General features: G+C 50.6%; 27 protein-coding genes and 1 pseudogene. 8 read left to right on the top strand and 20 right to left on the bottom strand.

Annotation, left to right across the window (positions count from 1 at the left end):
- Positions 1–32 precede the first annotated feature (32 nt).
- A complete protein-coding gene (locus tag ACYP03_RS04750; protein WP_459778690.1) occupies positions 33–950 on the top strand; it encodes a LysR family transcriptional regulator in 918 nt (305 codons plus the stop codon).
- A 76-nt stretch (positions 951–1,026) separates the two neighbouring features.
- Here the strand turns inward: ACYP03_RS04750 and ACYP03_RS04755 are convergent, their stop codons facing one another.
- Positions 1,027–1,518 carry a sll1863 family stress response protein gene (locus ACYP03_RS04755; RefSeq protein WP_459778691.1) on the bottom strand — a complete coding sequence of 164 codons (492 nt, stop codon included), beginning with the start codon at positions 1,516–1,518 and terminating at the stop codon, positions 1,027–1,029.
- A 161-nt stretch (positions 1,519–1,679) separates the two neighbouring features.
- On the opposite strand from ACYP03_RS04755, the gene ACYP03_RS04760 reads away from it, so the two are divergent.
- Together ACYP03_RS04760 and ACYP03_RS04765 are read left to right on the top strand one after the other, a co-directional pair.
- On the top strand, positions 1,680–3,233 hold the full coding sequence (locus ACYP03_RS04760) for a bifunctional GNAT family N-acetyltransferase/carbon-nitrogen hydrolase family protein (protein WP_248142634.1): 1,554 nt from the start codon (positions 1,680–1,682) through the stop codon (positions 3,231–3,233).
- A 21-nt stretch (positions 3,234–3,254) separates the two neighbouring features.
- Positions 3,255–4,232 carry a DUF2860 family protein gene (locus ACYP03_RS04765; RefSeq protein ID WP_459778692.1) on the top strand — a complete coding sequence of 326 codons (978 nt, stop codon included), beginning with the start codon at positions 3,255–3,257 and terminating at the stop codon, positions 4,230–4,232.
- 43 nt (positions 4,233–4,275) lie between these two features.
- On the opposite strand, the gene ACYP03_RS04770 is transcribed toward ACYP03_RS04765, so the two are convergent.
- The 3 genes from ACYP03_RS04770 to ACYP03_RS04780 form a co-directional block, all read right to left on the bottom strand.
- On the bottom strand, positions 4,276–4,929 hold the full coding sequence (locus tag ACYP03_RS04770; RefSeq protein WP_459778693.1) for a DsbA family protein: 654 nt from the start codon (positions 4,927–4,929) through the stop codon (positions 4,276–4,278).
- Between the two features lie 102 nt (positions 4,930–5,031).
- Positions 5,032–5,856, bottom strand: coding sequence for an arylamine N-acetyltransferase family protein (locus ACYP03_RS04775; RefSeq protein ID WP_248142637.1), 825 nt, complete (start codon positions 5,854–5,856; stop codon positions 5,032–5,034).
- 134 nt (positions 5,857–5,990) lie between these two features.
- Positions 5,991–6,749 (bottom strand): SDR family NAD(P)-dependent oxidoreductase, encoded by a 759-nt coding sequence (locus tag ACYP03_RS04780; protein ID WP_459778694.1) that lies wholly within the window; start codon positions 6,747–6,749, stop codon positions 5,991–5,993.
- A 133-nt stretch (positions 6,750–6,882) separates the two neighbouring features.
- Here ACYP03_RS04780 and ACYP03_RS04785 point away from each other — a divergent pair, with 133 nt between their 5' ends.
- On the top strand, positions 6,883–7,782 hold the full coding sequence (locus ACYP03_RS04785; RefSeq protein WP_459778695.1) for a LysR family transcriptional regulator: 900 nt from the start codon (positions 6,883–6,885) through the stop codon (positions 7,780–7,782).
- On the opposite strand, the gene ACYP03_RS04790 is transcribed toward ACYP03_RS04785, so the two are convergent.
- Both ACYP03_RS04790 and trhO read right to left on the bottom strand, forming a co-directional pair.
- Positions 7,751–8,314: a peptide-methionine (S)-S-oxide reductase gene (locus tag ACYP03_RS04790; protein WP_459778696.1), complete on the bottom strand. Its 564-nt coding sequence runs from the start codon at positions 8,312–8,314 to the stop codon at positions 7,751–7,753. The two genes, ACYP03_RS04785 and ACYP03_RS04790, sit on opposite strands and share 32 nt — an antisense overlap.
- A gap of 227 nt (positions 8,315–8,541) precedes the next feature.
- Complete coding sequence (gene trhO, locus ACYP03_RS04795) at positions 8,542–9,522, bottom strand: oxygen-dependent tRNA uridine(34) hydroxylase TrhO (protein WP_459778697.1); 981 nt, start codon at positions 9,520–9,522, stop codon at positions 8,542–8,544.
- Positions 9,523–9,743: 221 nt separating this feature from the next.
- On the opposite strand from trhO, the gene msrB reads away from it, so the two are divergent.
- Both msrB and def read left to right on the top strand, forming a co-directional pair.
- Positions 9,744–10,190, top strand: a complete 447-nt coding sequence (gene msrB / locus ACYP03_RS04800; RefSeq protein ID WP_459778698.1) for a peptide-methionine (R)-S-oxide reductase MsrB — start codon at positions 9,744–9,746, stop codon at positions 10,188–10,190.
- A gap of 63 nt (positions 10,191–10,253) precedes the next feature.
- Positions 10,254–10,769 carry a peptide deformylase gene (def, locus tag ACYP03_RS04805; RefSeq protein ID WP_248142643.1) on the top strand — a complete coding sequence of 172 codons (516 nt, stop codon included), beginning with the start codon at positions 10,254–10,256 and terminating at the stop codon, positions 10,767–10,769.
- A 45-nt stretch (positions 10,770–10,814) separates the two neighbouring features.
- On the opposite strand, the gene ACYP03_RS04810 is transcribed toward def, so the two are convergent.
- The 11 genes and pseudogenes from ACYP03_RS04810 to hisC form a co-directional block, all read right to left on the bottom strand.
- Positions 10,815–11,384, bottom strand: a complete 570-nt coding sequence (locus ACYP03_RS04810; protein WP_459778699.1) for an NADPH-dependent FMN reductase — start codon at positions 11,382–11,384, stop codon at positions 10,815–10,817.
- Complete coding sequence (locus ACYP03_RS04815) at positions 11,350–12,258, bottom strand: DMT family transporter (RefSeq protein WP_459778700.1); 909 nt, start codon at positions 12,256–12,258, stop codon at positions 11,350–11,352. The genes ACYP03_RS04810 and ACYP03_RS04815 overlap by 35 nt, the downstream gene beginning before the upstream one ends.
- 226 nt (positions 12,259–12,484) lie before the next feature.
- Positions 12,485–13,804 (bottom strand): DUF2254 domain-containing protein, encoded by a 1,320-nt coding sequence (locus ACYP03_RS04820; protein ID WP_330961140.1) that lies wholly within the window; start codon positions 13,802–13,804, stop codon positions 12,485–12,487.
- A gap of 138 nt (positions 13,805–13,942) precedes the next feature.
- Entirely contained in the window at positions 13,943–14,431 is a 489-nt protein-coding gene (locus tag ACYP03_RS04825) for an ASCH domain-containing protein (RefSeq protein WP_371929437.1), read from the bottom strand.
- Between the two features lie 97 nt (positions 14,432–14,528).
- Entirely contained in the window at positions 14,529–15,368 is an 840-nt protein-coding gene (locus ACYP03_RS04830) for a patatin-like phospholipase family protein (RefSeq protein ID WP_248142648.1), read from the bottom strand.
- Between the two features lie 144 nt (positions 15,369–15,512).
- Positions 15,513–16,250, bottom strand: a pseudogene (locus ACYP03_RS04835) (SAM-dependent methyltransferase); the annotation flags it as partial.
- A gap of 12 nt (positions 16,251–16,262) precedes the next feature.
- Positions 16,263–16,784, bottom strand: a complete 522-nt coding sequence (locus ACYP03_RS04840) for a GNAT family N-acetyltransferase (RefSeq protein WP_248142650.1) — start codon at positions 16,782–16,784, stop codon at positions 16,263–16,265.
- Positions 16,785–16,882: 98 nt separating this feature from the next.
- Positions 16,883–17,398: a hypothetical protein gene (locus ACYP03_RS04845; RefSeq protein ID WP_248142651.1), complete on the bottom strand. Its 516-nt coding sequence runs from the start codon at positions 17,396–17,398 to the stop codon at positions 16,883–16,885.
- Between the two features lie 104 nt (positions 17,399–17,502).
- Complete coding sequence (locus ACYP03_RS04850) at positions 17,503–18,540, bottom strand: S66 family peptidase (protein WP_248142652.1); 1,038 nt, start codon at positions 18,538–18,540, stop codon at positions 17,503–17,505.
- A 221-nt stretch (positions 18,541–18,761) separates the two neighbouring features.
- The gene (locus ACYP03_RS04855; protein ID WP_371929436.1) at positions 18,762–19,517 is read right to left on the bottom strand and encodes an ABC transporter substrate-binding protein; all 756 of its coding nucleotides are present in this window, start codon (positions 19,515–19,517) and stop codon (positions 18,762–18,764) included.
- Positions 19,518–19,547: 30 nt separating this feature from the next.
- Positions 19,548–20,654, bottom strand: coding sequence for a histidinol-phosphate transaminase (hisC, locus tag ACYP03_RS04860; RefSeq protein ID WP_459778701.1), 1,107 nt, complete (start codon positions 20,652–20,654; stop codon positions 19,548–19,550).
- Between the two features lie 186 nt (positions 20,655–20,840).
- Here hisC and ACYP03_RS04865 point away from each other — a divergent pair, with 186 nt between their 5' ends.
- Positions 20,841–21,728 carry a LysR substrate-binding domain-containing protein gene (locus ACYP03_RS04865; RefSeq protein ID WP_248142655.1) on the top strand — a complete coding sequence of 296 codons (888 nt, stop codon included), beginning with the start codon at positions 20,841–20,843 and terminating at the stop codon, positions 21,726–21,728.
- On the opposite strand, the gene ACYP03_RS04870 is transcribed toward ACYP03_RS04865, so the two are convergent.
- Genes ACYP03_RS04870 through ACYP03_RS04880 form a run of 3 tightly spaced genes read right to left on the bottom strand, consistent with a single transcriptional unit; the run spans position 21,720 to position 23,902 of the window.
- Entirely contained in the window at positions 21,720–22,316 is a 597-nt protein-coding gene (locus tag ACYP03_RS04870) for a hypothetical protein (protein ID WP_459778702.1), read from the bottom strand. The genes ACYP03_RS04865 and ACYP03_RS04870 overlap by 9 nt on opposite strands.
- A gap of 60 nt (positions 22,317–22,376) precedes the next feature.
- Positions 22,377–22,799 (bottom strand): hypothetical protein, encoded by a 423-nt coding sequence (locus ACYP03_RS04875; RefSeq protein WP_459778703.1) that lies wholly within the window; start codon positions 22,797–22,799, stop codon positions 22,377–22,379.
- A 56-nt stretch (positions 22,800–22,855) separates the two neighbouring features.
- Entirely contained in the window at positions 22,856–23,902 is a 1,047-nt protein-coding gene (locus ACYP03_RS04880) for a hypothetical protein (protein WP_459778825.1), read from the bottom strand.
- Positions 23,903–24,459: 557 nt separating this feature from the next.
- Here ACYP03_RS04880 and ACYP03_RS04885 point away from each other — a divergent pair.
- Complete coding sequence (locus tag ACYP03_RS04885) at positions 24,460–25,038, top strand: glutathione peroxidase (protein ID WP_248142657.1); 579 nt, start codon at positions 24,460–24,462, stop codon at positions 25,036–25,038.
- Positions 25,039–25,042: the final 4 nt, after the last annotated feature.

Consider the following 25,042-nt stretch of genomic DNA (forward strand, 5'->3'; position numbering starts at 1 on the left):
AATGGTGATTATTCGGAAGTTTAATCCCATATATGAGAAGTAATTATTCCCTGGATGACATGCGGCTGTTCGTCAAAGCCGCTGCCTGCCAGAGCCTGACTCAGGCGGCCGAGATCACAGGCATTCCGCTGGCAACACTCAGCCGCAGGATCAAAAACCTTGAAACTCAGCTCCAGTGCCGCTTACTGAACCGCAGCGCGCACTATTTTTCGCTGACCAAAGAAGGCAAAACTTATTTTTCGCTCTGTCAGCCGCTGATCCATGAACTGGAACAGGCACAGGTTCAGACAGACCATCAGAAACAAAGGTTAACCGGTAAAATTCGCATCACAGCGCCAGTCAACATGACACAGGAATGGCTCAAACGCTGTTTTTACGACTTTATGAAGCGTTATCCTGAAGTCCAGCTGGAACTGGTCCTCAGCAATGAGCTCGAAAATCTGGTGATGAAAGAATTTGATGTGGCCTTCAGGGCTGGTGAACTGGCAGACAGTGAATGGATTGCGAAGAAGCTGTGGCAAACCCCTTTTGTGCTTTGTGCGTCGCAAATGTATTTAAGTCAGCACGATCCCATTCTGCATCCTCGGCAATTAAGCAGCCATAAGCTGATCGCGGCCGGTCATACTCCCTCGTGGTTGATGACAAACGGCAAAAGCTGTGAACGCTTCAACCTGCCGCTTGAAGAAACAGCCCTGACCGTGAACGACATCCATGTTGCCCGCGACGCAGCAGCAGAAGGTCTGGGCATCACCTGGATGCCCGCTTACTACTTCGAAACCGATGCGTTAACCCGGGCAGGTCTGACCCGCCTGTTACCGGACTGGGCTGGTGAAGCAAAGTCGATTTGGATGATGTACCGGGACCGGACCATGCTGTCGGCAAGAATGAAGGCGTTCATTGAGCATGTGCAGTATCTGGAGGTACCGCCCGCTTTCAGAACAAGCCGTTGAAATGATTTTCAGGCAAGCCGCCCCTGGCTCATTGTTCAGGAATCAGGGGCGATTTTTCACGTAGGAGGGGCCGAGACTACTCTTTCTCTTCTTCGTCACTGAACTCTTCACTGGCTTTCTGCCAGGCTTCACTCAGGCTGTCGTAAGCGCCTGAAAAACCTTCTTTGACATGTTCCCATGCCCCGGCAGAACTGCTTTTCATGCTGCCATACCATTCGGCAAGCTTCACACGCTGTTCCTGCATCACTTTCAGGCTGTTGCGCGCTTTTTCCCGCGCCGCCTGATCCATGTTGTCCCAGTCTTTATCAATTTTGGCCTGAAGCTCTTCAATATGCGCGTCCAGCGTGTCCAGACCGTCTTTGGTCGCCTTCATGGCTTCATCTTTCTGCTCAATCGAATAGTCTTTCAGCGACGACAGCAATTGCTGGGTTTCCTGGCTGATTTCTTCGGCAGACGTGGTTGCTTTTTCTTTCTCTTGCTCAGCGGCACTCACTGAGACCGGAGCCAATCCCAGGAACAAGAAGAATGCAGCGACAGAAGCGTAACGTTGAATCATACGGGCTTTCATATTTCCTCCAAGCCTTATGTCATCAGTAAAAGTCTGATCGAATGAACCAGGTCGATCAATCAAACTCTGTTCAGATTGTGTCAATCATGTGTTTTCTGGCGAATCGCAATGATTGTTCCATACTTTATAGCATTGGTTTCAACAATGAAAAACAATCAGTTATGGAAGAGAATAATACAACATTACTGAACCTTCGTCCGATAGAGCTCACCGACTACAAAGAGCTGGCGACACTCATGGATCTGGTCTTTCCGGATGTCGGGGGTGCCTGGCCCAAGTCCACCATTCAGCAACTCATCAAACAGTTTCCTGACGGGCAAATCTGTATTGAAGACAAAGGCAGGCTGATTGCCGCCGCCCTGACAATCAAAGTCAGTTATAACCGCTATTCACTCAATCATACGTACCTCGATATTGTGGATGCCAACGATGTGGCCTGCCACAACCCCAATGGTGATGCTTTATACGGACTGGATGTGTTTGTGCACCCGGATTACCGGGGACTGAGATTAGGACGTCGTTTATATGAAGCCCGGAAAGAACTGTGCAGGGCCAATAACCTGAAAGCAATTCTGGCGGGCGGCCGCATTCCCGGATACCACAAATATTCAGATGATATGCCCGTTTCTGAATATATTGAGAAAGTAAAACGGCGGGAAATTCACGATCCCATCCTCTCTTTTCAGCTGGCGAATGATTTTGATGTCAAACGTCTGATGAACCGTTATCTTCCGGAAGATGCCAAGTCCAGAGGCTATGCAACGTTGCTGGAGTGGGACAATATCTTCTACGAAGAAGATATCTCCGTGCATCAGACGGAAAAAACACTGATCCGCCTGGGGATTGTGCAGTGGCACATGCGTCGGGTCGTTTCGGTCGACGACCTGATGAATCAGGCTGAATTTTTTGTGTCTTCGCTGTCGAAATACCAATCGGATTTCGCCCTGTTCCCGGAGTTTTTTAATGCACCGCTCATGGGACTGGCTAGAGACAAAGATTCTGTCGAGGCCATTCGTTTCCTCAGTCAGTTTTCGGATGAAATTCGACACCGGTTTTCACAACTGGCTGTCACCTATAACATCAACATCATTGCAGGCAGTATGCCCTGTCTGAAAAACGACAAGCTCTACAACATCTCCTATCTGCTGCACCGGGACGGAGATATTGATGAGCAGTATAAAATCCATATTACTCCGCATGAAGTCAGAGACTGGGTGATTGACGGGGGCGATAAAGTCAAAGTCTTTGAAACTGATGCCGGACGGATCGGTATCCTGATTTGCTACGACGTAGAGTTCCCTGAACTGGGCCGGCTTCTGGCGGATCAGGGTGTACAGATTCTGTTCGTTCCCTTTTGGACGGATACCAAAAACGGTTATCTGCGCGTGCGAATCTGCGGTCAGGCCAGAGCGATCGAAAACGAGTGTTACGTGGCGCTGGGCGGTAGTGTGGGTAACCTGCCCCGGGTCGACAATGTCGACATCCAGTATGCACAGTCAGCAGTATTTTCCCCTTCTGACGTCTATTTCCCCCACGATGCCATCATTACGGAAGCCGATGCGAACACTGAGATGATTATCTTCGCAGATGTTGATCTGTCCAAGCTAAAACTATTGCATAACGAAGGCTCTGTCACTAACCTAAAGCACCGTCGGCTTGATCTGTACAAAATGAAAAAGCCCAAAAAACGAAAAAAAATAAGTAACAATCACTGAGACTTATCACAGGAAGTGACGATGCAACGTACATTTTGTCAGGCAGCGCTCATGCTGGGAGCGCTGGCTGCATTTTCGGCTTCAGCAAAGCAAGCAGTCCAGCCTGGATTCTCAGGCAATGTCAGTCTCCACCTCACCTGGATGCAAAACGACTCCAACCTGAGCACAGAACAGCCCTCCGTGCTGAACTCACTGAATGATTCGGGTACGAAAGAAGAAAAGACACTGCCTTTGCCCATGTGGGATCTGAAATTGGGCCTGTCTCCTGCCACCGCCCTCTACTTCAAGACCGCGCTGGGCGGTATGGCCAGCAGTTTCTACCTGCAGGCTGGCGTCAATTATTACCTGAATGATGGTTCCAGCATCGGACTGGGTGTCATTCCGGGTTTTCTGGAGAACGAAGTCTGGGAAGATCCATTCCTGACCGGTTCTCCCCGAACTGAAACCGACCGGACGATTCGGGGAGGCGTGTTCGAGTACAACCATATCGGCGGCAGCAATGTGTCGTTTGAGTTTGCAGGCGGAAAGCGCCGGGTCGAGAACGAGCAAAGCGGATCGGCGTATGATGCTGCCACGCAGGAAGCATTAAAGCGCGAGGGAGATCTGTATTACACCGCACTCAGTCAGAGCATTGATTTCAACCGCGGGTTCGGCATTGACTGGAAATTGCATTACATCAAAGACAAAGCTGAAGGCCAAGCTGTCGCGAACAATCGCTATGGTGTTGAACTGTCTGCCAAACATCGTTTTCAGCGTTTTATCTTTATGCTGGGTGCCAGTACCGCCAAAGTGGATTATAAAGATACGCATCCGATCTTTGCCAAAACCCGGGAAGATAATCGCTATGGTCTGTCAGCAGCCATGATCTATCTGGCTCCCTTCCAGTGGCGGAATGCCAGTATAATCGCCAGGGCCGGGGTTGATGAACAGTCTTCAAATATCGACTTTTACGACGAAACCCAAACCCTCTACACCCTCGGAATGGCTTACCGATTCTGAAACGATTGGGGGGATATCCCCCCTGCATCCCGCTTGCATCAGACTATTGAGAAAACCATCCTGCTATGGTTGTTTTCGTTTTTACCCAACGCAGCTTATCGCTGATGTCATTGAGTGTGGTCAGTTCATTTTGATAGGCCAAAGCAACCGGCCAGCGCTGACCATTCACTTCCAACACCAACGAGGGAAAACCTGAGACACCCAGTTCTGCGGTCAACGCGAGCTGCTGTTCCAGTAATGCCTGGACGGCTTCACTGGTCAGGTCCTGAGCAAACTTGGCGGTATTTAATCCCAGTTCTTCCGCAAGCTGCTCATGCGTGTCCACATCGGAAGGATTCATAGCCCGGAGATAATAGGCTTTTTGAATCGCCTCAGTCATGGCTTCCCCCTGCCCTTGCAGCTCAGCCGCGATCACCGCCCGGCAAGCCGGATAGCTCGAACGCCGGTGCCGACAATGCGTCCAGAAGTCATGGTTAAATGGAGTACCCAGTTGCCCTTCGATCCGGCGCCAGGTGTGTTGCAGCATCTGCTGCATCTCTTCCGGCATGGGCTGATCACTGTCTGGTGCCAGTCCGCCCAATACAAACCTCACCTCAATATGCTGTGGTAATTGCGCCCTCAGTCGCTGGAAGGCAGGCCGATAACCCCAGCACCAGCTGCACATGGGATCGTGCACGTAGTAGAGAATTGCATCCACAGAATATCCCTGGTTTTCGTGATGAATATTTATAAACGATCATTCTAAATATTCTGTATTGGAAAACCAGCACCGAATCCGGTTTCCTTCTCCAGCTCCGCTTTATCGCTGCAACTGACGTAATTTTACGGACTGATGTGCATATAAGGTTGCCGCTTCCTGCTCAGACACCGGCAGCTTAAACTGAGTCGTCAGTAAATGGTGCAGCATGGTGCCGTCACTGATACTAACTTCTTTGTCATCGCGGGTTACATCATCGTATTCGAAAAAGGTCAGGTTACGAATCAGGTAGCGGCGTCCTTCCAGAATGCGTGACACCACCAGATGATTCACAAATGCTGCATCCGGGGCCTGGTGACTGTAAAAATGACTGATATTACAGTCTGATTCCAGGTATTCAGCAAAGTCAAAGCGATACAGAATCTGAGTTTCCTCACCGCTTTTGGCAAGGACCATCAGGCCACCCCGGCCATCCCGTTCCAGATAGTAGTCATAGCGCACACCCGGCTGAGCCTCGTATTCATCCAGCGAAATGATCCGGCGCGGCGTCATCACCCCAAACCCGCCATCAATCAGATACTGACCGTCGTTCAGCGTCAGCAAAGTCAGACGGTGTGAACGGCCATTCTCAGGATTTCCATTCAGCATCACCCGGCCAATCAGCGGCCGGACATCAAACCCCAGCTGTTTCAGGGTCAGGTAAATCAGTTTGTTGTGCTCGAAGCAATAACCGCCACGGCGTTCTGTCACAAGCCGTTCAAATAACGCTTCAGGTTCCAGGCTGAGCTCCCGGCCCAGAATGACATTGGTGCTGGAGAACGGATACCGTGCCAGATGAGCTGACTGCAACGACTGTACCCACGCCAGGGTATGTTGCGGTGAGGGCAGATCCAGGGTCTTCAGGTACTGATGAACTAATTTTTCCATTGCTTTGCTCCATAATCCGAAGTTCATGGCGCCACGATAAAACCTCAACTTAGCTTGAGGTCAATCGTTTATTTAATTATTTATCAAAATGTTCGAAAGCGGAGACAAAGCCCCGCCCTCTGAATGACTCCGCTTTACAAAAACATACCGCCGGATGCTTCAATACGTTGCGCTGTGACCCAGCCATTTTCCTCTGCAACCAGCGTAGCAATCATCCCGCCAATATCATCTGGCAGTCCCACTCTGCCCAGAGCCGTCTGTGCCGCCAGATAATCATTGACCTCACTGACATCACGAACCGTTCCCCCGCCAAAATCAGTCTCAATGGCTCCCGGAGCAACAACATTCACGCGAATCCCCCGGGAACCCAGTTCTTTGGCCAGATAGCGGGTGTAGACTTCAATTGCACCTTTCATCGCTGAATAGGCACCGTAGCCCGGAATACAAAACCGCGTCAGACCGGTTGAAATATTCACGACGCGGCTGCCGTCTTTGAGCAGAGGCACGAGAGCCTGCGTCAGAAAAAAGACCCCTTTCAGATGAATATTGAATAACTGATCAAACTGAGCTTCGGTCGTTTCCATCAATGAAGCATGAATGCCAATTCCGGCATTATTCACCAGAATATCGAAGCTATCACGCTGCCAGTGCTGATTCAGGGTCCCTTTCACCTGCTCAGCAAAGTCAGGGAAATCCTGACTGCGTTCCACATCCAGCTGCAGTGCGACGGCATTACGATCCAGTGCCTGGATTTCGCTGACGACAGATGCAGCCTCACTCTCCTTGTTCCGGTAAGTCAGAATGATATCGATCCCCTTTCGCGCCATCGCTAACGCCGTATTTTTTCCCAGCCCCCGACTGCCGCCTGTAATGATTGCGATACGTTGTGCCATCTTTCCATCCTCTTTCAGTTGATCTGAACTCAGTATTTGAATGTCTGAACTCAGTCTATTAGTCATTCAGAAAGAGATAAATGTGATAAAAATGATTACACTGTTTATCAAATACGAACAATAGGAATACACCATGGACCGACTCAGTGCCATGCGTGCCTTCATCCGCGTCGCTGAACTTGCCAGCTTCACCCGTGCGGCAGATGAACTGCATTTACCCAAAGCCAGTGTTTCCAACTATATCCGGCTGCTTGAAACGCAGTCTGGAACACGACTGCTTCATCGTACAACGCGCAAAGTCACTCTGACTCAGGACGGAAAGGTCTACTACGAACGGTGTCTCGACCTGTTGTCAGAGTTTGATGAACTGGACAACCTGTTCCGTCAGACCGGGGAACAGCTTTCTGGCCGTATTCGGGTGGATATGCCGACGGGCACCGCCAAAAACGTGGTGATCCCGCATTTGCCAGATTTCCTGGCAAGTCATCCGGGCATCTCGCTGGAACTGAGCAGCACCGATCGCCGGGTTGATGTCATCAGAGAAGGCTTTGACTGCGTGTTACGTGCAGGAAAACTCGAAGACTCTTCGCTCATCGCCCGAAAGCTGGGGGAAATGCCCCTCATCACCTGCGCCAGCCCGGCTTATCTGAAAAAACATGGGATTCCCCGACAGGTCGGGGATCTCAGCCACCACCAGCTGATCCACTACCATCAGGTTATCGGCAGTGAGACGGACTGCTGGGAATATGAGGAAAACGGAATCACCCGGGAAGTCAGTATGAAAGGGGCTTTAACCGTGAACAATGCAGAGTCGTATATTGCCGCCTGTCTTGCCGGCATCGGTCTGATCCAGGTTCCCGCCATGGGCGTACGGCATCTGACAGAACAGGGCAGACTGGTTCAGGTACTTTCCCAGTACAGCTCAGCGCCGTTACCAGTCTATTTGCTTTACCCGCACCGCCGCCACATGGCGAAAAGGGTCCAGATTTTCATGGACTGGCTCAGTCAGTTGCTGACGAAGTATCTGGACTGACAGCCAGCTCAGAATCCGGATCCATCGTCGACTGCTGAATGACATCCCGTTTATTGCCATCAACATAGGCACCAAACTGTTTCAGCAAATAGTTCAGCTTGGGACTGATACGTGCCTGACAAAATGGCCGCTGCGGATTGCGGTAAAAGTAATCCTGCAGTGCCTGCCGCGAAGGTTCAAATGTGTCGATACGTAAAGCCTCCGTCAGAACATGCTGGTCAAATTCAGACTGAAGTGCTTTCAGGCAAATCTGCGAGGCGCGCTGCTGCTCAGGGCTGAACGCATAAATTGCGGAACGGTATCGGTGACGCAACGCATGATCCGAGGTACAGCTATGGGTATGCAGATGAATTTGGATCAGGGTATACAGGTCGATACTTGCAGGCTCAAAACGGACCAGGATACCTTCCGACATCCCTTCCAGGCCCTGCGCAGACAACCAGCCCTGCTCCACCTCACGAACACCCTTCAATGACCGGAAAATTGCCTCCGTGCACCAATGGCAACTTCCGCCTAAGCCGACTGATTCCATCCGACATCTCCTCCGCTGTTTAATCAGTTGGACCCACACGGCGGAAGAAAGGTTTCGTGCCCCGCCGGAAATTCAGCCATTCACCGGGCTGAACCGAGCTAGCCATTTGAAATTTCAGGCAGGCAGAGAACGCAGAACGAACAAGACAGCAAACGCAGGCGAAAAAAATCCCCGGCCAGACTGACCAGGGATGTTCTTGTTTTCAGACGAAAGACAATGACAGCGAATTAACGCTGTTCGCGTTGCTGCTTCTTCCGCTCAAGCTTTTGCTGGCGGCGTGATTCGATGGTTTTCATCGCATCACCACCTACGTGCTCTTCACCACGCTCCTGAGCCAGCTGAACCTGCTTTTCACGCTCACGGAAACGGGCTTTCTGTTCTTCCGTATGTTTGTCAAAACACTTCGGACAACTCACACCTTGCTCGAAGTGTGCACTTTGCTTGTCCTGCTCAGTGATAGGCAGACGGCAGGCATTACACAGGTCATAAGAGCCTTTTTCAAGCTGGTGGTTCACGGTGACCCGGCCGTCAAAGACGTAGCACTCACCTTCCCACAGGCTTTCTTCAGCCGGCACTTCTTCCAGATACTTCAGAATACCGCCTTCCAGGTGGTAAACCTCTTCGAAGCCTTGCTCTTTCATATAGGCCGTTGATTTTTCACAACGGATCCCCCCAGTACAGAACATGGCAACTTTCTTGTGTTTGGCTGGGTCCATGTTCTCTTTTACGTAATCCGGAAACTCACGGAACGTTTCAGTTTTCGGGTTCACCGCATGCTTGAACGTGCCGACTTCAATCTCATAGTCATTGCGGGTATCGACCACAAAGACTTCAGGATCAGCAATCAGGTCGTTCCAGTCTTGGGGTTTTACATAAGTGCCCACCACATGGCGCGGGTCAATCCCTTCAACACCCATGGTGACGATTTCTTTCTTCAGCTTCACTTTTGAACGATTGAATGGCTGATGTTCGTCAAAAGATTCTTTATAGACGATGTCTGCGAGACGGCCATCTGCTTTGAACCAGGCCAGCAGTGCATCAATGGCTTCACGCTTGGCGGCAACCGTACCATTGATCCCTTCTCTTGCCAGCAGCAGGGTTCCGTGGATTTCTTTTTCTTCCATCAGATTCTGCAGCGGCTGGCGCAGGGCTTCAAAATCTTCCAGTGCAACAAACTTGTACATTGCACAAACTACATATTGAGACATCGTTTTTCCTCAGTGCGGGCTGGATCGTAAATCCAGAGCATTGTGATAAGAGCTTAGATCATTGAGCGCGGCATTATAGCGAAGACTTCCGCCGTGAAACACACAGGAAAAACAAGGTTATTTTCAGCCCGGGGGCCGGTCTGTTCCAAATGAAACACAATGCTTGAAATTCCGAGCATTCCCCCCTATGTATAACCAAACCCTGTTATTCGGAGAACACCATGCTCACTTGGGCAAACGTTATTGAACATGCGGCAAAAGGTAATCTGCCCGCTGACCGCCGTGTTGAAAAAAGCGAGGAAGAATGGCGCCAGATGCTCAGCGAAGACGCGTATTATGTCACCCGCCTGAAAGGAACGGAGCGGCCATTTGGCTCAGAAATGTGTGAACTGTTTGAACCGGGTGAGTATGCCTGCGTCTGTTGCGGGAACATGCTGTTCGATGCCGGTGAAAAATTTGACTCTGGCTCAGGCTGGCCTTCCTTTACCCAACCCGTCAAAGCAAATGCCATCAGCTATCATCTGGACACGTCGCATGGGATGCAACGTATTGAGACAACCTGCTCTGTCTGCGATGCCCATCTGGGTCATGTTTTCCCTGACGGACCAGCCCCCAGCGGCTTAAGATATTGTATGAATGCCGTTGCGCTGAAAAAAGTCAGTGAGTAGCCGCTTGCAGTGACTGACCATTAGCGATATAACGCCCATATCAGCACAAAAGGGAGACACAGGATGAAGATTGCACAGCTCGGAAATCCAATTTTACGCCAGCAGGCCAAAGCGTTAACTTCGGCTCAGTGGAAAGAATATGCTCCCTTTTTCAGCGAACTGCAGGACCTGATGCTGTCTCATCAGGGCGTGGGGATCGCAGCGCCTCAGGTCAGTGAATCCGTTCGTGCCTTTATTGTGGCTTCCTCGCCCAATGCACGCTATCCGCTCGCCCCCGCGATGGAACCCACCCTCATGCTGAATCCGGAAATTTACTGGATGAGTGAGGACATTGAAAAAGACTGGGAAGGTTGCCTGAGTATTCCGGGCATGCGGGCACTGGTGCCCCGCTCGACCACAATCAAAGTGGGATATGAGCAACTGGACGGCCAGAAAATACAATGTGAACTGACCGGTTTCATTGCCCGGATCTTCCAGCATGAATTTGACCACCTCAATGGCATTGTCTTTCTGGACCGTGCTGACTCTCAGGATTATGCCACGGAATCAGAGTTCAGAAGACAGCTCGGACTCAACTGAAAAAAGCGGCAACAGCCGCTTTTTCTCAATTTCATCTTATTCTCTCTATCGGTTCAGATGGGCCACGAAACTTCTGAGTTGCGTCTGAAGCAGTTCTGCCTGACGGTTATCTGTCAGTTCACCCTGCCCGTTGAAGGCCTGATTCGCAGCTGGAATCGCCAGCTGATCCGGCATCACCATCACCCCGATATTGCTCAACAGCATGCGCAACATCACCAGCCCCCGGATTCCCCCCAGTGAACCCGGCGACGTACAGAGCAGATAAGCCGTTTTCGAATGATAGGCTGCCAGTGCCGGCACATCCCCATCCGGGCGGGAAAGCCAGTCGATGGTATTTTTCAGTAACGGAGAAAAACTACCGTTATATTCTGGTGATGCAATACATATTCCGTTGTGTGCCATCAAAATGTCCCGAAGCGCTTTGACTGTCCCAGGAACCCCCTCAGCAGACTCCAGATCGCCGTCATAGAGTGGCATCGGATAATTGGCTAAATCAATCAGCGTCACCTCAGCATCCATTTCAGCGGCCATCCGGTACGCCTGTCTGGCCAGTTGCTGATTCAGTGAGCCCTTTCGGCTGCTACCGGACAGAAACAGAATTTTTGCTTTGCTCATTCAGATCAATTCCTTCTTGATGATTCATTTCATGGTTCATTTTCCGGCCCTTGCCGGACGTTTTTTTCATCAGCAACAGTGCGGCCAGAATCAAGCCAATCCCTGCCCATTGCAAAAGCCCTAAACTTTCACCGACCAGACCGATTCCCAGCATGACGGCAGTAACCGGATTCACCAGTGAGAGCATCGACATCACATTCGGACCCAGTATTTTCACGGAGCGGACCCAAGCCCAGTATCCAAATGCGGTATTCAGCAAAACCAGCCATAACAGTCCGGGGAGCGCGTCTACAGACAAAGCCACCGGTGCGCCAGCAACAAACCAGGCGAAAGGAATGAGCATGATGCCTCCCAGCACGAGCTGCCATGCAGCAAAACTCAAGGCGTCATTGACTGGCCATCGCTTCATCCAGATAGCCGACTGAGCCACCAGTGCCGTCCCGGCTAAAGCTGCGAGGGTCCCAATCGGGTCCAGATCAGCAGACGGATTCAGCAACAAACCCACCCCAATCAGACCCACCACTGCCAGCAAAACAGAACGGGGATCAGGTCTTTTTCCTTCTCCAACCCACTGTAACAACATCAGCTGCAGTGGCATTGTGGCGCCCAAAGTACCGGCCACCGAGCCTGGCAGGCGATAGGCTGCAATAAAAAGCAGAACAAAAAAAGCAGCAATATTGCAAAAGCTCAGGAGTGTCATGCGGCCCCAGTTGAGTGGCGGCAGCTTCGGACGAAGCATGAGCAGGACTAAACCTGCAGGCAATGCACGCCAGACAGCCACCCAATAAGGTGACATATCCTGCAGAAACAGACCGACGGCGGCATAGGTACTGCCCCACAGCATTGGAACGGATAGCGCAATCAGATAATTCATTTCCCTTCCCTCAGGTGACTTTCAAGAAAATATCTTTCCTGAAAGGTAATATAGCGGCGCACATGCTCTTTATCAAGTATCTTTTTAGAAAGATATATAGTTCGAGTTTATCCTCTCAGGCTACTTTCTACCTCACCACGAACAACAAGCTCATCCGGAAAACTTTCACTTCCCGGTCAACGCTGACGAATCATCAAGACGAATCAAGCAATAAAGATGTCAGCCTTCAGCCAAGCTGACGCAATTCATCTTTCAGGGCCTGATATCGCTGCTCCACATCAGCGATATCTTCAGCTTCGGAGAGACTTTCCCGGCGTGTCCGGACAATCATATCCGCCTGACGCAGAACAGCTTCTTGCTGTTCAGCTGTCCGGCAATGACTGGCAATCCGGGACAGACCTTCCAGCAAACGGATAGACACAGCAACATCGGTCTGACTGTGCTGTCTGATTTGATCAAAAGACGCATTCAGCATACCGGAATAGTCCAGTGGCTGTTCCACCAGCTGCAGCCGCCCGTCATCGCGATACCAGCTGACAGGATGAAAAGCACGCCCGGTCAGCGTGCAGAGCACAGCACTTAACCGATCGATACAGGTCATCGCGGTGAAGGGATCATTTATCCCCGGTGATAACGCCCGAACGGCGACTTCCACCAGTTGATGGATGGCAAATTCCGGATCCTGTTCCGGCGTTCTGAGTTTGCCGATGATGAAACACGACTGCAGCTCCGAATCCAGCGACTCGTCCAGTTCCGTATCCGACAACACGACAGCCAGTGAACTGCCTTTGATCACAAAACTTCCGGCACGATGACTCAGGGCAATCTGACAGTCCAGCTGTTCAGACAAACGGCGCAGCGATGCTCTGTCCACCGCCTGTAAGTAACCTTCATGATTAGCCGGGACGATCCGGTGAAACAGCCCGGTCAGCGGCTGGCCTGTTGTCTGATCACGTGCCGGGTGCGCACCCAGTTCATCCGGGAAAAACTGTGCGATATGCTGATTCAGTTCTTCATAAACACCATTCACCACATGATCCGCCTGAATTGATGTCGCGACATGATGGATAAAAAAAATCAGAACCCCCACATTCAGCAAAGCCAGCAACAGTGAGATGTTGACCGCCAGCCGGGGAACAAAGGCATTATCGTGATTACTGGTGACGCTGCTCAGGACCAGCAGGCAATAGATGAAGGTCGCAATAAAAGTACCCAGCACATACTGATTCCCGGGATCGCGCATAAAGTTCCTCAACAGTCTGGGACCAAACTGAGAAGACGCCAGTGTCAGGGCAACAATGGTGATCGAAAACGCTACCCCGGCAACAGTCACCATGGAACCGGCGATCGTTGACAGCACACTCCGGGCACCTTCTGCCCCGCCGGTAAAACCAATATCGGGAAAAGCAAAAGGAAATTGAGTCAGTTGGTGATCCAGCGTCACGGCAATGCGGGCCAAACCGACAGCGATCACCAGAAGCATCGCCGGAACAAACCAAAAGCTGTTTCGGATTGTTTCCCAGCGATTGAGCCAGTATGTTTTCATGTCCCGCTCTGCCATCACTGAATCGTCAATGTGATTAAAGATAGCAGAGCAGGCGCTCAAGTCCCTGAAATCAGGTCAGATGACAACAAGACAAATGAAAAATGGCAAGAGAAATACCTCAATTCATTTTCATCGCATTCAGGCTGCCGCTTTCGCCCAAACGGTCTTGAACCGTTCCAGCACCAGAGGGATCTCTTCCGACATCTCGATGCCCAAAGCTTCACATTCTGTACTGAAAAACTGCCAGTGCGCCTTCCGCCACCAGCTTAATGACTGATCGCCCTCGCCTTCTGCGGCCGCAAAGTCAGCGGTGACATCTTTAAACCTGGCTTCTGACACTGAGGTAACCTGAGTAATTGCGACCGGCTCTCCATCCCAGTTCGTCACCACAAGTAAATGGCCTGTCTGAGGCATCGGCTCAGGGCCCTGTTCATCTCCGGTGAGGTACCAGTATTTCATACTGCACGTCGCTTGTTTCTGACCCATCCGAACCAGTTCGGCACAGATGTCGGCATTTTCTTTATCCGCACAAAAGTAATCAGCACTCACACTTGGGATCAGCGGAATCTGAGCCTCCGGCAATGACACCAGATAAGCGGACAGACATTCCGCTGCCTGCGGTGTCAGGCTGAATTGCTGAGCCAGCGTTGCCGGTGCAAAATTTTCAAAAATCATTGTCTTCCCTGTTGATTCAACGCCTTCACTTCATTGAAGCCAGATAAACTCAGGCAGATTCCACCACAGCCGTTGCTGCCAGCCCCATCTGATAACCAGCATCCAGCCGCTTCTTATCTGTTGTGATTCGCCCGACATCAAATTCTGCAGGCGGAGCGATCACCCGGATTTTACAATCAGCCGGCGGGTTCTCGATAAAATCAATGGCCTGATTATAACTTTCAGCACGATTCATCATTGCGTGAGCCAGATGCGGCGTATCAGCCAGCATGCGACGCACCAGCCAGGAGGCCTTACTGGCTTTCTTTCTGTATCCTAAAGGACGTGACAGGATCACGGTAATCTCCCGGGCTCCCATCTCATAGGCTTTCATGACCGGAATCGAATCAGCCACTCCGCCATCGGTCATGGCAATACCATTCAGTTCAGGAAAATCCCGATAGGCAACCGGCACCGAACAAGACGCCTTTAGGAGCTGCTCCAGATTTCCCGCAGTTCCCCGGGTATAAACCGCTTCACCCGTTGTGACTTGAGTGGTCACCACATATAACGGGACAGGCTGTGCCGCGAACGCATCCAGATCCAAACGAATTTCGTTGATGGTAATCTTCCACAGCCAGTCCAGATCCAGCCAGTGCCCGCCCCGAACGAACCTGCGCAGACTGATAAATTCAGGTCGGCAGGAATAGTCGGTAATCACCCGATAATTACGTCCATGCTGGTTTGCCAGCCACGCAGCCAGATTCGTTGAACCGGCTGAAACACCAATGCAGAAATCAAACGGCCGGTAACCTTTTTCCAGAAACCCATCCAGCACGCCCGTCGCAAATATTCCGCGCATCGCACCACCTTCGACCACCAGAGCGCGTTTCGTGCCTTTGTGTTCCATGACAGTCTCCTTATCACCGTTTTCACTTCACGTTCGATAAAGCCACTTCCTATATCGAAACGATGAAGACCGCCTCACGGCGGCCATCTCATTACATTCAGTTCAAAATGCAGCATATCCAACGTCTGGCAGGTTGCTCACGCCTCATCTTTCATCCTGAACTTTGAACATCAGGTAAAAACCAAAACCCATCGTTTCACGGCCATAGCGATGGTAATAAGTATTCCACGCTCTCACCGCATCACGCTTTTTCATTGCTTCTTTATCTTCCGGATTGGCCATGGCAGCACGCTCTGCTTTTACACGAAAACTGCCTTCGAAATGATCCCATTCATCCTGATTACTGGTGGCAGTATAGGCCACGATGAAACCGTGAGACTCTGCCACTTCAACATTACCCTGATGGCTGTGATAAATGCCCACGGGCTCACCAATAAAGTCCAGATAAGCCTGAGCTGGTGTTTGTTTCCAGTAGCCTTCACCGACAAGAAGCTGACCATGGGGTTTCAGCCAGCGTTGCATTTGAGTCAATGCTTCCGGGTAAGCTGCCTGACCTGATGCAAACGCATAGACAGCCCCCAAACAAATAATGACGTCGAACTCAGCGCCAAACTGACGCTGGTTCACATCTGCAACTTCAAAACGAACACGCTCAGTCAGGCCCAACTGAGTTGCTTTGACGGCTGCCGCCTCAATATTTTCACCGGAAATATCTACCCCGAGACATTGGGCCCCTGTCGCCTGACTCAAACGGAGCAGAAATTCACCATCACCACATCCGATATCAAGCACTTTACTGTCTGGCGTGAGGTTTAAAATATGAATCAGGCGCTCGGCCTTTTCTAAGCTGTAAGGGTTATTAAATAACATCCAATGTCCTTCCCAAAAATTACATCAACCAGAAACTGGTTTAAGCGGAGTGTCGAGCGTCAGCTGATAAAAATCCAAATCCAGCCAACGGTCAAATTTATAGGCTGCCTGCTTGATGGTACCTGAATATTCAAAGCCTAATTTCTTGTGTAAAGCAATACTGCCTGTATTCGAGGCGTCAATGCCGCCAACCATGACATGATAATTCTGTGCCCGGGCAGATTGGATTAACGCTTCCATCAGCATTTTGCCTAATCCTTTCCCCTGATGTTCCGGATGAATATAAACCGAGTGTTCAACAGAATATTTAAAAGCTGCCCAGGCCCTGAATGTACCGTAGCTGGCAAATCCCATGAGTGCACCGGTTTCATTTTCTATTCCGATCACCGGAAATTCATTTGCTGTTTTAGTCGCAAACCAAGTCTGAATGACTTCCATGGAGCGAGGCTGATATTCATATAAAGCCGTGGTATTACAAATCGCATCGTTGAAAATTGCCTGAATGGCTGCGCCGTGTCTTTCAAAAGTACAGTGAACGAATTGCATCTTCCCTCCTGATGCTCACACAATCTGTCACATTCGCACACTGTATCACTAAGGCGCCGCCTGAGGATCGAAAACATTTCACTCAACCCGCGTGTTTATCAGTCCGTTCCTAAATATTTTGCTGCCAGCAGAAACAACAGCGCGATTGCAATTAACCAGGCGGAGAAAACAATCTCATGATATGCCTTTTTCAGCAGCGCATTTTTCTGCTGATTGTTCTGATTCAGCTTTTGCCAGACGGAGTAACACCGAACGATTGCCAGATGTGCATTCTGATTCGCACCCTGCTGTTTCATATCTTCAAGCCAGGTTTCCGGCAATTCAACACCGTAGGCGTCGGATGGCCGAAGCAGACGAAAAAGGAGACTCCAGGCGGATATCAGCCCCACATAAGTCAGCAAAACGAAGATGCCGGCCAACCAGCCAATCGCATGTTGTGGTGGCAGAAAGAGTGAGGATGCCATGAAAACCAGAATGGTGAAGCCCGCAATCACAGCAGAGTGCAACGCCAGCAGATGTGCCGCTTTCTCATCCAGGTGACGGGCATAGCCTTGCTCATCTGACAGCGCTGAACGCACATGCTGATACAGCACTGCCGTATTGTCATCTCTCATAACTCAGTACTTATCCGAAGCGATTGCGGTCGCCGAGACGCATTTCCTGAGAGTATAGACGTTCTGGCAAGCCAATTCGTATCAATCACTTGCCACAGTATGAGTTACCTGAATGTTTGAATGACCTGCCCCTTTCCGTCAGACAGCATCACTTCGGCGTACGCCCCATTCACCAGCGGCAAGTTCGGTGCCACATGTCCAATATCCGTATCCGTCAAGATCGGCACCGGTAAATCCCCCAGCACTTTGGCAATGACCTGGGCGTGTGAAATCGCTTTATCATGCGCCTGAGCCAGACCGTCCCGTCCAAACAGCACGCCGTCAACCGCATCAAAGACGCCATTGAATTTCATGGATAACAACAACCGGGCCATCGCCGTCGGGGACAATTCACCATTTTCCAGAAACAGGATCAGTCCGTCATGAGCATACGCTGATTTCATCTGTTGGATATCCAGATAAGACGTGCCTGACAGCAGACCGAATGTATCCAGGCATCCGCCGATCAAGCGCCCGGAGAATTGCACCGCCCCTGCAGTCTGTCCTGACGACAATACCTGCCATTGTGTCGGTTGGGTCAGTGACAGTGTCGCGTCTGGCACCTTCGAATAATCTGGTGCGGCGGCCTCATAGTAATCTGACTGAGTTAAGGTAAGGGATTCTCCTGCAGGTAAGCCCAGCAACGAAAAAACCGCACTATTCAGCACGTCATCCTGCGTCGGATGAAGCTGCATCAGATTAGCACTGTGCAAACTGGCCCAGCCGCACCGGGCCGTCAGTACTGCAGAAATGGTGCTGATATCTGAAAATCCGACGAGCCATTTGGGTTTGGCGTGACGCAGCAGATCCCAGTCCAGCAGCGGCAGAATCTCCATAGCCAGTTCCCCGCCCCAGGGCGGAAAAATCGCATCGACCCGGTCATCCAGTAAAAAGTTCATGAACTCATTCGCACGGACTGCTGCAGGCGCACTGACATGCTCGTCACTGTCACGCAGGCATTGCCCCTCCAGCACTTTAAACCCGCGGTCCCGCAGGCCCTGAATCACCAGATCCAAACGTTCATGACAAGCTGCCGGAACACCCGCGGAGAATGCTGTCACCGCAACCGTACTGCCGGGTTGCAATGGAGATGGGTAATGCATGAGACCTCACAAAACAATATGAAACAGAGGGAGCAACACTACGACATCAAAAAAATAAATCAAGCAGATTCAACGCTGAGTACGAAGTGCTCATATAAAGACAATGGCAAGTTTTCCGGACACTGCGCTGTGTGAACAGCAGTGAAGCACAGAAAGCAGAAACGCCGGTCATCTGACCCGCGTTTCTGCTCCGGTATGAAAAAGACAATCAACCTGATCGATTATTCGCCATAAATGTCGAATTTAAAGTATTTGCCGGCGATCCGATCATAGGTTCCGTTCTCACGAATCGTCTGAATCGCTTTGTTAAATTTCTCGGCCAGCTGTTTATCAGTTTTCCGTAATGCCAGTGCCGTCCCTTCACCGATATAAGCTTTATCCGTCACAGCGGCGCCCACAAATTCGAAGCCTTTCCCTTGCTCCTTATCCAAAAACGCCAGTGCCAACTGATCGGAATTACCAAAAGCGGCATCCAACCGGCCCGACGCCAGATCTAAATAGACTTCATCCTGTCCGGTATATCGCTGAATTTTCGCAACATCGCCGTACATATCAGTCACGTAACGATCGTGAATCGTCCCTAACTGAACCCCGATCCGCTTCCCGTCCAGCCCGGTTTTATCAATACTGAGTGCCGCATCTTGTCGGGCCACAAAACGGGCAGGTGTCTGGTAATACTTATCGGTAAACAGGACGCGCTTTTTACGCTCTTCCGTAATGCGCATTGAAGCCATGATGGCATCTGATTTACGGGCCAGTAATGAAGGAATCAATCCATCCCAGCTTTGTGACACCCACACACATTCCAGCTGCGCTTCCTGACACAGTGCATCCGCGATTTCGATATCAAACCCTTTCGGTGTACCTTGCTCGTCTTTGTAGTTAAATGGCGGATAAGTAAAGTCAGATGCCAGACGCACGGGTCTGTCTGCTGCCTGAACATTGCTGATCAGCGCTGTCGCCAGGATCAGGCCCATTCCCAGTTGTTTTTTCATTCTCATTCCCTCTTACACCGTCGTTATCTTTGTTGGATCAAATGGATAATCTTTTAACGCCTGAAGTGTTTCCGCCATACTGGCCTGCGTTCCGATTGAAATCCGCACACAGCGAGCCAATCGTGGATCATGAGCCTGATTACGGGTCACGATACCCTTTTGCAGCAAATAATCGTAAAGGCAGTCATCCGTGTTAAACCTGACCAGCACAAAGTTGGTCGAAGACGGATAAACCTGCGCCACAAAAGGTAAGGCAGATACGGCTTCTGCAAACCAGTTTCTTGTTGTAATCAAGGTGTCGGCCTGTCTGCGCATGGCTGCAAGACCCTCTTCCTGCAACGCTTTTCTAGCAATCAGTGCACTTGGATCCGCAATCGGATATGGCGGAATTAACCGGGCCACATAATCCATCACACTCTTGTCTGCCAGCACAAAACCGACCCGAATCGATGCCAGACCAAAAGCTTTTGACAGTGTACGAATCACAATCAGATTGGGATAGTCTGCAATCAGGTGCGACACACTGGTCTGAGGGGCAAACTCGATATATGCCTCATCAACGACCACCAGCGTGGAGTCCTTGCCGGCTTCAAGCAGAGCGACAATGTCTTCCTGCGGGATTACATTACCTGTTGGATTATTCGGTGAACACAGAAACAGAATTTTACTGTTTTTCAGGTGCGGTTGAACGGCTGCCACGTCCAGACCAAAATCATCCGTCAGAGGTACCTTCACCGTCGTCACCGCAATTGAATCCGCACAAAACTCATACATGGCATAAGTCGGCGGACATATCACGATTTGATCGTGTCCCGGCTGACAAAAAGTACGAATCAGTAAATCAATGGCTTCATCCGCCCCGCGCACGGCCATCGTTTCACACTGCAACGCAGGGGCGCCGAAGAAAGCGCTGTCACTATATTCCAGGTAAGCCTGCTCAATGATCTGAGGCAGAAAATCAGGGTAACGATTGTAACTTGCTGATTCACCATAGCGCTCACTCTGCTCGAGTTCATTGGCATTCAGCCAGATATGTCCCTGACCGCCAATGCGTCTTGCAGACTGATAGGGTATGAGATTTTTTACCACCTCTGGAACTAGTTTCGTAGCTAACGACATCACAGCACACCTCTTCGCAATGCATGAATATCAAACTCAAGCGCTTTATTTCGATTAAAAATTCAACCTGATCATCTTTATATCTTTCTTTTACATAAATTAAACAAATTAATTTGAAATAAGAATCGAAAAGTCGGCATACTAGCCATGAGAAAAATGCATTGCTAAACCGAAATGGTGTCACCGATGAGATTGCCTTCAACCCGAGAGCTCCACGCCTTTCTGATCACAGCAGAACACTTAAACTTTACTGCGGCGGCAAAACACCTGAACGTCACTCAGGGTGCGGTCAGCAGACAGATCCAGACCCTGGAAGAACAGCTCAGAGTCCGCCTTTTTCAGCGACATGCCCGCGGCCTCACCCTGACCCCCAAAGGACTCGAGTTTCTGCCGCTGGTCCAGCAAGTCCTGACTCAATTGCAAAAAGCCGTTGATCAGGTTTCGAATGAGAAGCAACAGATCAAGCTCAAAGCACCAAGCTGTATCACCGCCTGGCTGTTACCCAAACTGATGTCATTCCAGCAGGCGCATCCGGAGATTGATGTGGAGCTGACTTCCGCCATCATGCACAGTGTCAGTTTTGCCTCTGAGCCTTTTGACGCGGCGATCTGTTATGCAGAGCAGCCCCCGCAGAAAGACACGAAAGCATTCAGACTCTTTGATGAGTATTTATCCCCCATGTGCTCCCCTTCGCTGTTCGGCCGGGAGTCACTCCCCGTCGAACTGGACGCATTGCACAGATACACCTGGCTGCATGCAACCCCTCAGCACTCTGACTGGAAATTGTGGCTCGAACATATCGGGTATCAGGGACAGGTTGCGGTCCAGAACCAGCGTTTCGCTACGCTCGATCTGGCCGTCAGTGCTGCAATCCAGGGGTTTGGCATTGCGGTGGGTGATGTGACGCTGGCGCAGCAGGACCTGAATGCAGGCCGGTTGATCCTGCCTTACCCGCAGCGTGTACCGTCAGGAAAGTGTTATTATCTGGTTCGGCCAAACACCGCACCGAACCCTTCCCTGACGCTACTGTTCGACTGGATACTCAGTGATGTGTCACAACAGGCATTAACCTGACGCAGCACTTCCCAGAAAACTCATCCGCTGCTGTTCTGCTTTTGTTGGTACATAAGGCTCATCCGACAGCAGCGAGGTGTCAATGTAGCCCAAAGGCCAGTCCGGCTGCTGACTGATGCCATACTGGCTTTTCTCACCGGGAAAACCGGACATTTTTTCGACCTGAAACGTCCGAAGCTCAAATTCATCAGCACTTGCAAACACCTGATGATAAGCCTGCAGAGTCATTGTCTGTTCCCCTGCAGCCAGTGTTTGCTTTGCTGTTAACACAGCAACCGGCTGACCGCTGGCCGTAAACAGGTTGGCCCGAATCCGATAAATCCCGGCTTTCTTCACGGTTAACATGACAGGAATTTCGACGTTGGCCCCGGAAATGACAGGCTTGGCCACCTGGGTCACTTCAGCAACGGGCACAAAGAATTGAAAGTCTGCGGTCAGAATGTCTGTCCCGGTCGAAAAATCCACGGTGGCTTTCGCTCTGATTTCATTCGGCCAGTGCTCCTCAGACGGAAAAACAACCTGATTCCCCAAAGTCTTCTTCCCGGTCAACCGCTGATGTGTTTGCAGATCAAACAGTTCCACCGTCATGGCGGCCACAGGTAAACCACTCTGAATACTGAGCCGGATATCCTCAGGAAAAAAATGCCGTTACTTTTTCAGCACTATTGCCGCTGAATCCTCGCCGTCCAGCACCGGAGCCTTCACCGGCATATACCGGTTGGGTTCCAGCCATTGTTTGTCTTGCGCCGTGATCGGCCGGGAATATGCCGGATAGGCCAGCTCAGCCGCATAAACCTTCGATAAGACCGCAAACTGGGTTTTCATTTCAACCGGCAACCGCAACTCTGGTTCAGTGCTCAATTCGCTGTGTTCATGATTCTCCGAAATCGCACCCCGGTTCATGGTTTCCCCCTGGGGTCCTGCTTCCTGCTTCATCTTTTCCGGCGTACGCTCAGGTGTTTCATCCGGAGTGATCTGAGTCTGAAATTGTTTTTCCGGCCACAACGCCGCAGCACCCCATAACAGCACGCAGCCCCCGGTCAGTGCGGCAGCGATTTTCCTTTTCTTCATAGTCACGATTCACGAAAAAAGGCTTTGGTCAGAACCAAAGCCAGAAAAAGACATGATTAAAAGTTGTATGCAATTTCAGAGATCGTTTTCGAGTCTGAACCATCGACGTAACGATAGTAGTGGCCATTGAGCCAGTACCATTCATCCGTCGAGTTCACCCGGATCACTTTGCCGTCCAATAAAGTGGCCTGAGCTGCGGCGGTCGTTACCTCCCCCTCATGCTGAGAACTGATCACCCCCCGATGACTGTAGTCCTCACCCATAAGCAGCGGATAGTGATAAGGCATGAAACGGCTCACGCCTTTCGGCTGGGTTGCCAGCTTGCCGCTGTACGCCACATGCACTGAACAGCTGCTGAAATCCCTGGCTTCGCTGGCTCCGCAGGACGAATGGCTGGCAACCACGCCATCATCATTGCCCGGCAGGAAACCTGATGTCGCCCCCAGGTAGTCACTGCTGTCCCCGGCAAAGCGTAATCGCGGCACCCGGCTGTCGGGGAGTGCTGCAAGCTGACGGGCATTTGCAACACGCAGATCGTTGAGCACCCCGGTATTCTGACTGTCCGGTAACTCACCAAGCCAGAGCGAGAGCGCATAGCGTAGCGTTGTGTTCCAGGCTCCGCCGCCTTCGGCGACATTCACGACCAGGTCACCTAACTCAGAGCCGCCGCCGGCACCGGCAAAGTCATACGTTGCAACAATATTTAAAGGTTCCAGCCCCGCATTCGTCAGCCAGTTCGCCTGATTATCAATTAAATAGCGTGTAACCAGATCACCCGTGGAATGGGTGACAAAAACACACCCGGGCTTACACGTCCCTTTTTGTGAGAGTTCCTTAAGTTTCGGCCACAGGTAATCGGTGGAAATTTTCCCTTCGATCCGCTCATGAGACGGCCAGTCGATCCGGGCATCTGCATGGGCAAGCCAAAAATCCTGCCAGTATTCTGCACCTTCCACACCAACCTGATCCCGGTCGGGTTTCGATTTTAACTGGTCAGGCTGGAAGCCATGCACCAGTACAATGGCATAATCGTTTAGTGCCGCTTGCGCAGAGCCTGTCATGAGGACTGCTGCCAACGAAAGGTAGATTGGATGTTTCTTCATCATCGTCATTCTTCTTAATTATTCATCTGCTCAATTTGGGAAACATGATGTGCATTACACCTCATTGCACGCCTTGAGTATTTGCCAACTCGAGCATTTTTTTACATACAAATGTTAAATAAATTGATCAATATCATGACAATTTTTAACAAATGAAAAACAAAAAAGTGCGCTAATGCGCACCTTTAAAAGGAATTCTGTTTTATTGAATGAGCTAAACTTTTGTTTAGAGGCGGATTAAAACACAAGCGTCGTTTTAAACAAAAAAATCGATAAATTTCATCTGCATTGAGCAAAAAGTGAGAATTTTATGTCCCCGAACAGCGTAGACATTCCGTATGAGTCCCTTACACGAAAAATACCAGTCTTCATTCTTGGCGCAGTCAAGACACACCCGCTTCACAGTAAATCACGCACAAACTGCCTGTGAATCAGACAGCCACATCAGAAAAATCTGCTGAATTTACTCCGTGACTATCATTCAGTGCTTAAATTGAACACAATACTGATATGAATGGTCATCAATCTGAATTGGCCGCTATGGACAGGAAATGCATATGCAACGCTCAATTGCCAGATATCTCATTAAAGCAACGCTTTTCGCCTCGTCACTGATGGCCGTTGTTCCGGCTCAGGCAGCTCGTTCAGACTGCCCCCCGTTGCTGAATTATGAAATTGGCAAACTCAACAGTACGGATACCGTTAACTTGTGTCAGCAATATCAGGGACAGGTATTACTCCTGGTCAACACAGCCAGTCAATGTGGATTCACGCCGCAATTTGAAGGTTTAGAAGCACTTTACAAGACCTATAAAGATCAAGGGTTTGCTGTCATCGGCTTTCCTTCCAATGACTTTTTTCAGGACAGAGGCACTGAAAAAAATACCGCCAAAGTGTGCTACCTGGACTACGGCGTTACTTTTCCGATGATGACCCGGAGCGCAGTGCGTGGCAGTGATGCGAATCCGGTCTTCCGGCAACTCGCCGAAGACTCAGGTGTCACACCAAAATGGAATTTCTATAAATATCTGGTCGATCGTCAGGGCAAAGTCGTGACCGTCTTCGCCAGCACCACCAAACCGGACGATAAAAAACTGACTCAGAGCATTGAGCGACTGCTGACTCAGCCACGCTAACAAT

The sequence above is a fragment of the Photobacterium sp. R1 genome (genome assembly GCF_054600795.1).

What these genes read in the sequence shown, in the direction of transcription:
- ACYP03_RS04755 (WP_459778691.1), bottom strand. Translation starts at nt 1,518, where the DNA reads ATGAAAGCCCGTATGATTCAACGTTACGCTTCTGTCGCTGCATTCTTC.
- ACYP03_RS04810 (WP_459778699.1), bottom strand. Translation starts at nt 11,384, where the DNA reads ATGAGCAAAGCAAAAATTCTGTTTCTGTCCGGTAGCAGCCGAAAGGGC.
- def (WP_248142643.1), top strand. Translation starts at nt 10,254, where the DNA reads ATGAAGATTGCACAGCTCGGAAATCCAATTTTACGCCAGCAGGCCAAA.
- ACYP03_RS04775 (WP_248142637.1), bottom strand. Translation starts at nt 5,856, where the DNA reads ATGGAAAAATTAGTTCATCAGTACCTGAAGACCCTGGATCTGCCCTCA.
- ACYP03_RS04875 (WP_459778703.1), bottom strand. Translation starts at nt 22,799, where the DNA reads ATGAAGAAAAGGAAAATCGCTGCCGCACTGACCGGGGGCTGCGTGCTG.
- ACYP03_RS04885 (WP_248142657.1), top strand. Translation starts at nt 24,460, where the DNA reads ATGCAACGCTCAATTGCCAGATATCTCATTAAAGCAACGCTTTTCGCC.
- ACYP03_RS04790 (WP_459778696.1), bottom strand. Translation starts at nt 8,314, where the DNA reads ATGGAATCAGTCGGCTTAGGCGGAAGTTGCCATTGGTGCACGGAGGCA.
- ACYP03_RS04815 (WP_459778700.1), bottom strand. Translation starts at nt 12,258, where the DNA reads ATGAATTATCTGATTGCGCTATCCGTTCCAATGCTGTGGGGCAGTACC.
- ACYP03_RS04870 (WP_459778702.1), bottom strand. Translation starts at nt 22,316, where the DNA reads ATGACGGTGGAACTGTTTGATCTGCAAACACATCAGCGGTTGACCGGG.
- ACYP03_RS04785 (WP_459778695.1), top strand. Translation starts at nt 6,883, where the DNA reads ATGGACCGACTCAGTGCCATGCGTGCCTTCATCCGCGTCGCTGAACTT.
- trhO (WP_459778697.1), bottom strand. Translation starts at nt 9,522, where the DNA reads ATGTCTCAATATGTAGTTTGTGCAATGTACAAGTTTGTTGCACTGGAA.
- ACYP03_RS04830 (WP_248142648.1), bottom strand. Translation starts at nt 15,368, where the DNA reads ATGGAACACAAAGGCACGAAACGCGCTCTGGTGGTCGAAGGTGGTGCG.
- ACYP03_RS04880 (WP_459778825.1), bottom strand. Translation starts at nt 23,902, where the DNA reads ATGAAGAAACATCCAATCTACCTTTCGTTGGCAGCAGTCCTCATGACA.
- ACYP03_RS04760 (WP_248142634.1), top strand. Translation starts at nt 1,680, where the DNA reads ATGGAAGAGAATAATACAACATTACTGAACCTTCGTCCGATAGAGCTC.
- ACYP03_RS04855 (WP_371929436.1), bottom strand. Translation starts at nt 19,517, where the DNA reads ATGGGCCTGATCCTGGCGACAGCGCTGATCAGCAATGTTCAGGCAGCA.
- hisC (WP_459778701.1), bottom strand. Translation starts at nt 20,654, where the DNA reads ATGTCGTTAGCTACGAAACTAGTTCCAGAGGTGGTAAAAAATCTCATA.
- ACYP03_RS04765 (WP_459778692.1), top strand. Translation starts at nt 3,255, where the DNA reads ATGCAACGTACATTTTGTCAGGCAGCGCTCATGCTGGGAGCGCTGGCT.
- ACYP03_RS04820 (WP_330961140.1), bottom strand. Translation starts at nt 13,804, where the DNA reads ATGAAAACATACTGGCTCAATCGCTGGGAAACAATCCGAAACAGCTTT.
- ACYP03_RS04840 (WP_248142650.1), bottom strand. Translation starts at nt 16,784, where the DNA reads ATGCAATTCGTTCACTGTACTTTTGAAAGACACGGCGCAGCCATTCAG.
- ACYP03_RS04750 (WP_459778690.1), top strand. Translation starts at nt 33, where the DNA reads ATGAGAAGTAATTATTCCCTGGATGACATGCGGCTGTTCGTCAAAGCC.
- msrB (WP_459778698.1), top strand. Translation starts at nt 9,744, where the DNA reads ATGCTCACTTGGGCAAACGTTATTGAACATGCGGCAAAAGGTAATCTG.
- ACYP03_RS04780 (WP_459778694.1), bottom strand. Translation starts at nt 6,749, where the DNA reads ATGGCACAACGTATCGCAATCATTACAGGCGGCAGTCGGGGGCTGGGA.
- ACYP03_RS04865 (WP_248142655.1), top strand. Translation starts at nt 20,841, where the DNA reads ATGAGATTGCCTTCAACCCGAGAGCTCCACGCCTTTCTGATCACAGCA.
- ACYP03_RS04845 (WP_248142651.1), bottom strand. Translation starts at nt 17,398, where the DNA reads ATGAGAGATGACAATACGGCAGTGCTGTATCAGCATGTGCGTTCAGCG.
- ACYP03_RS04850 (WP_248142652.1), bottom strand. Translation starts at nt 18,540, where the DNA reads ATGCATTACCCATCTCCATTGCAACCCGGCAGTACGGTTGCGGTGACA.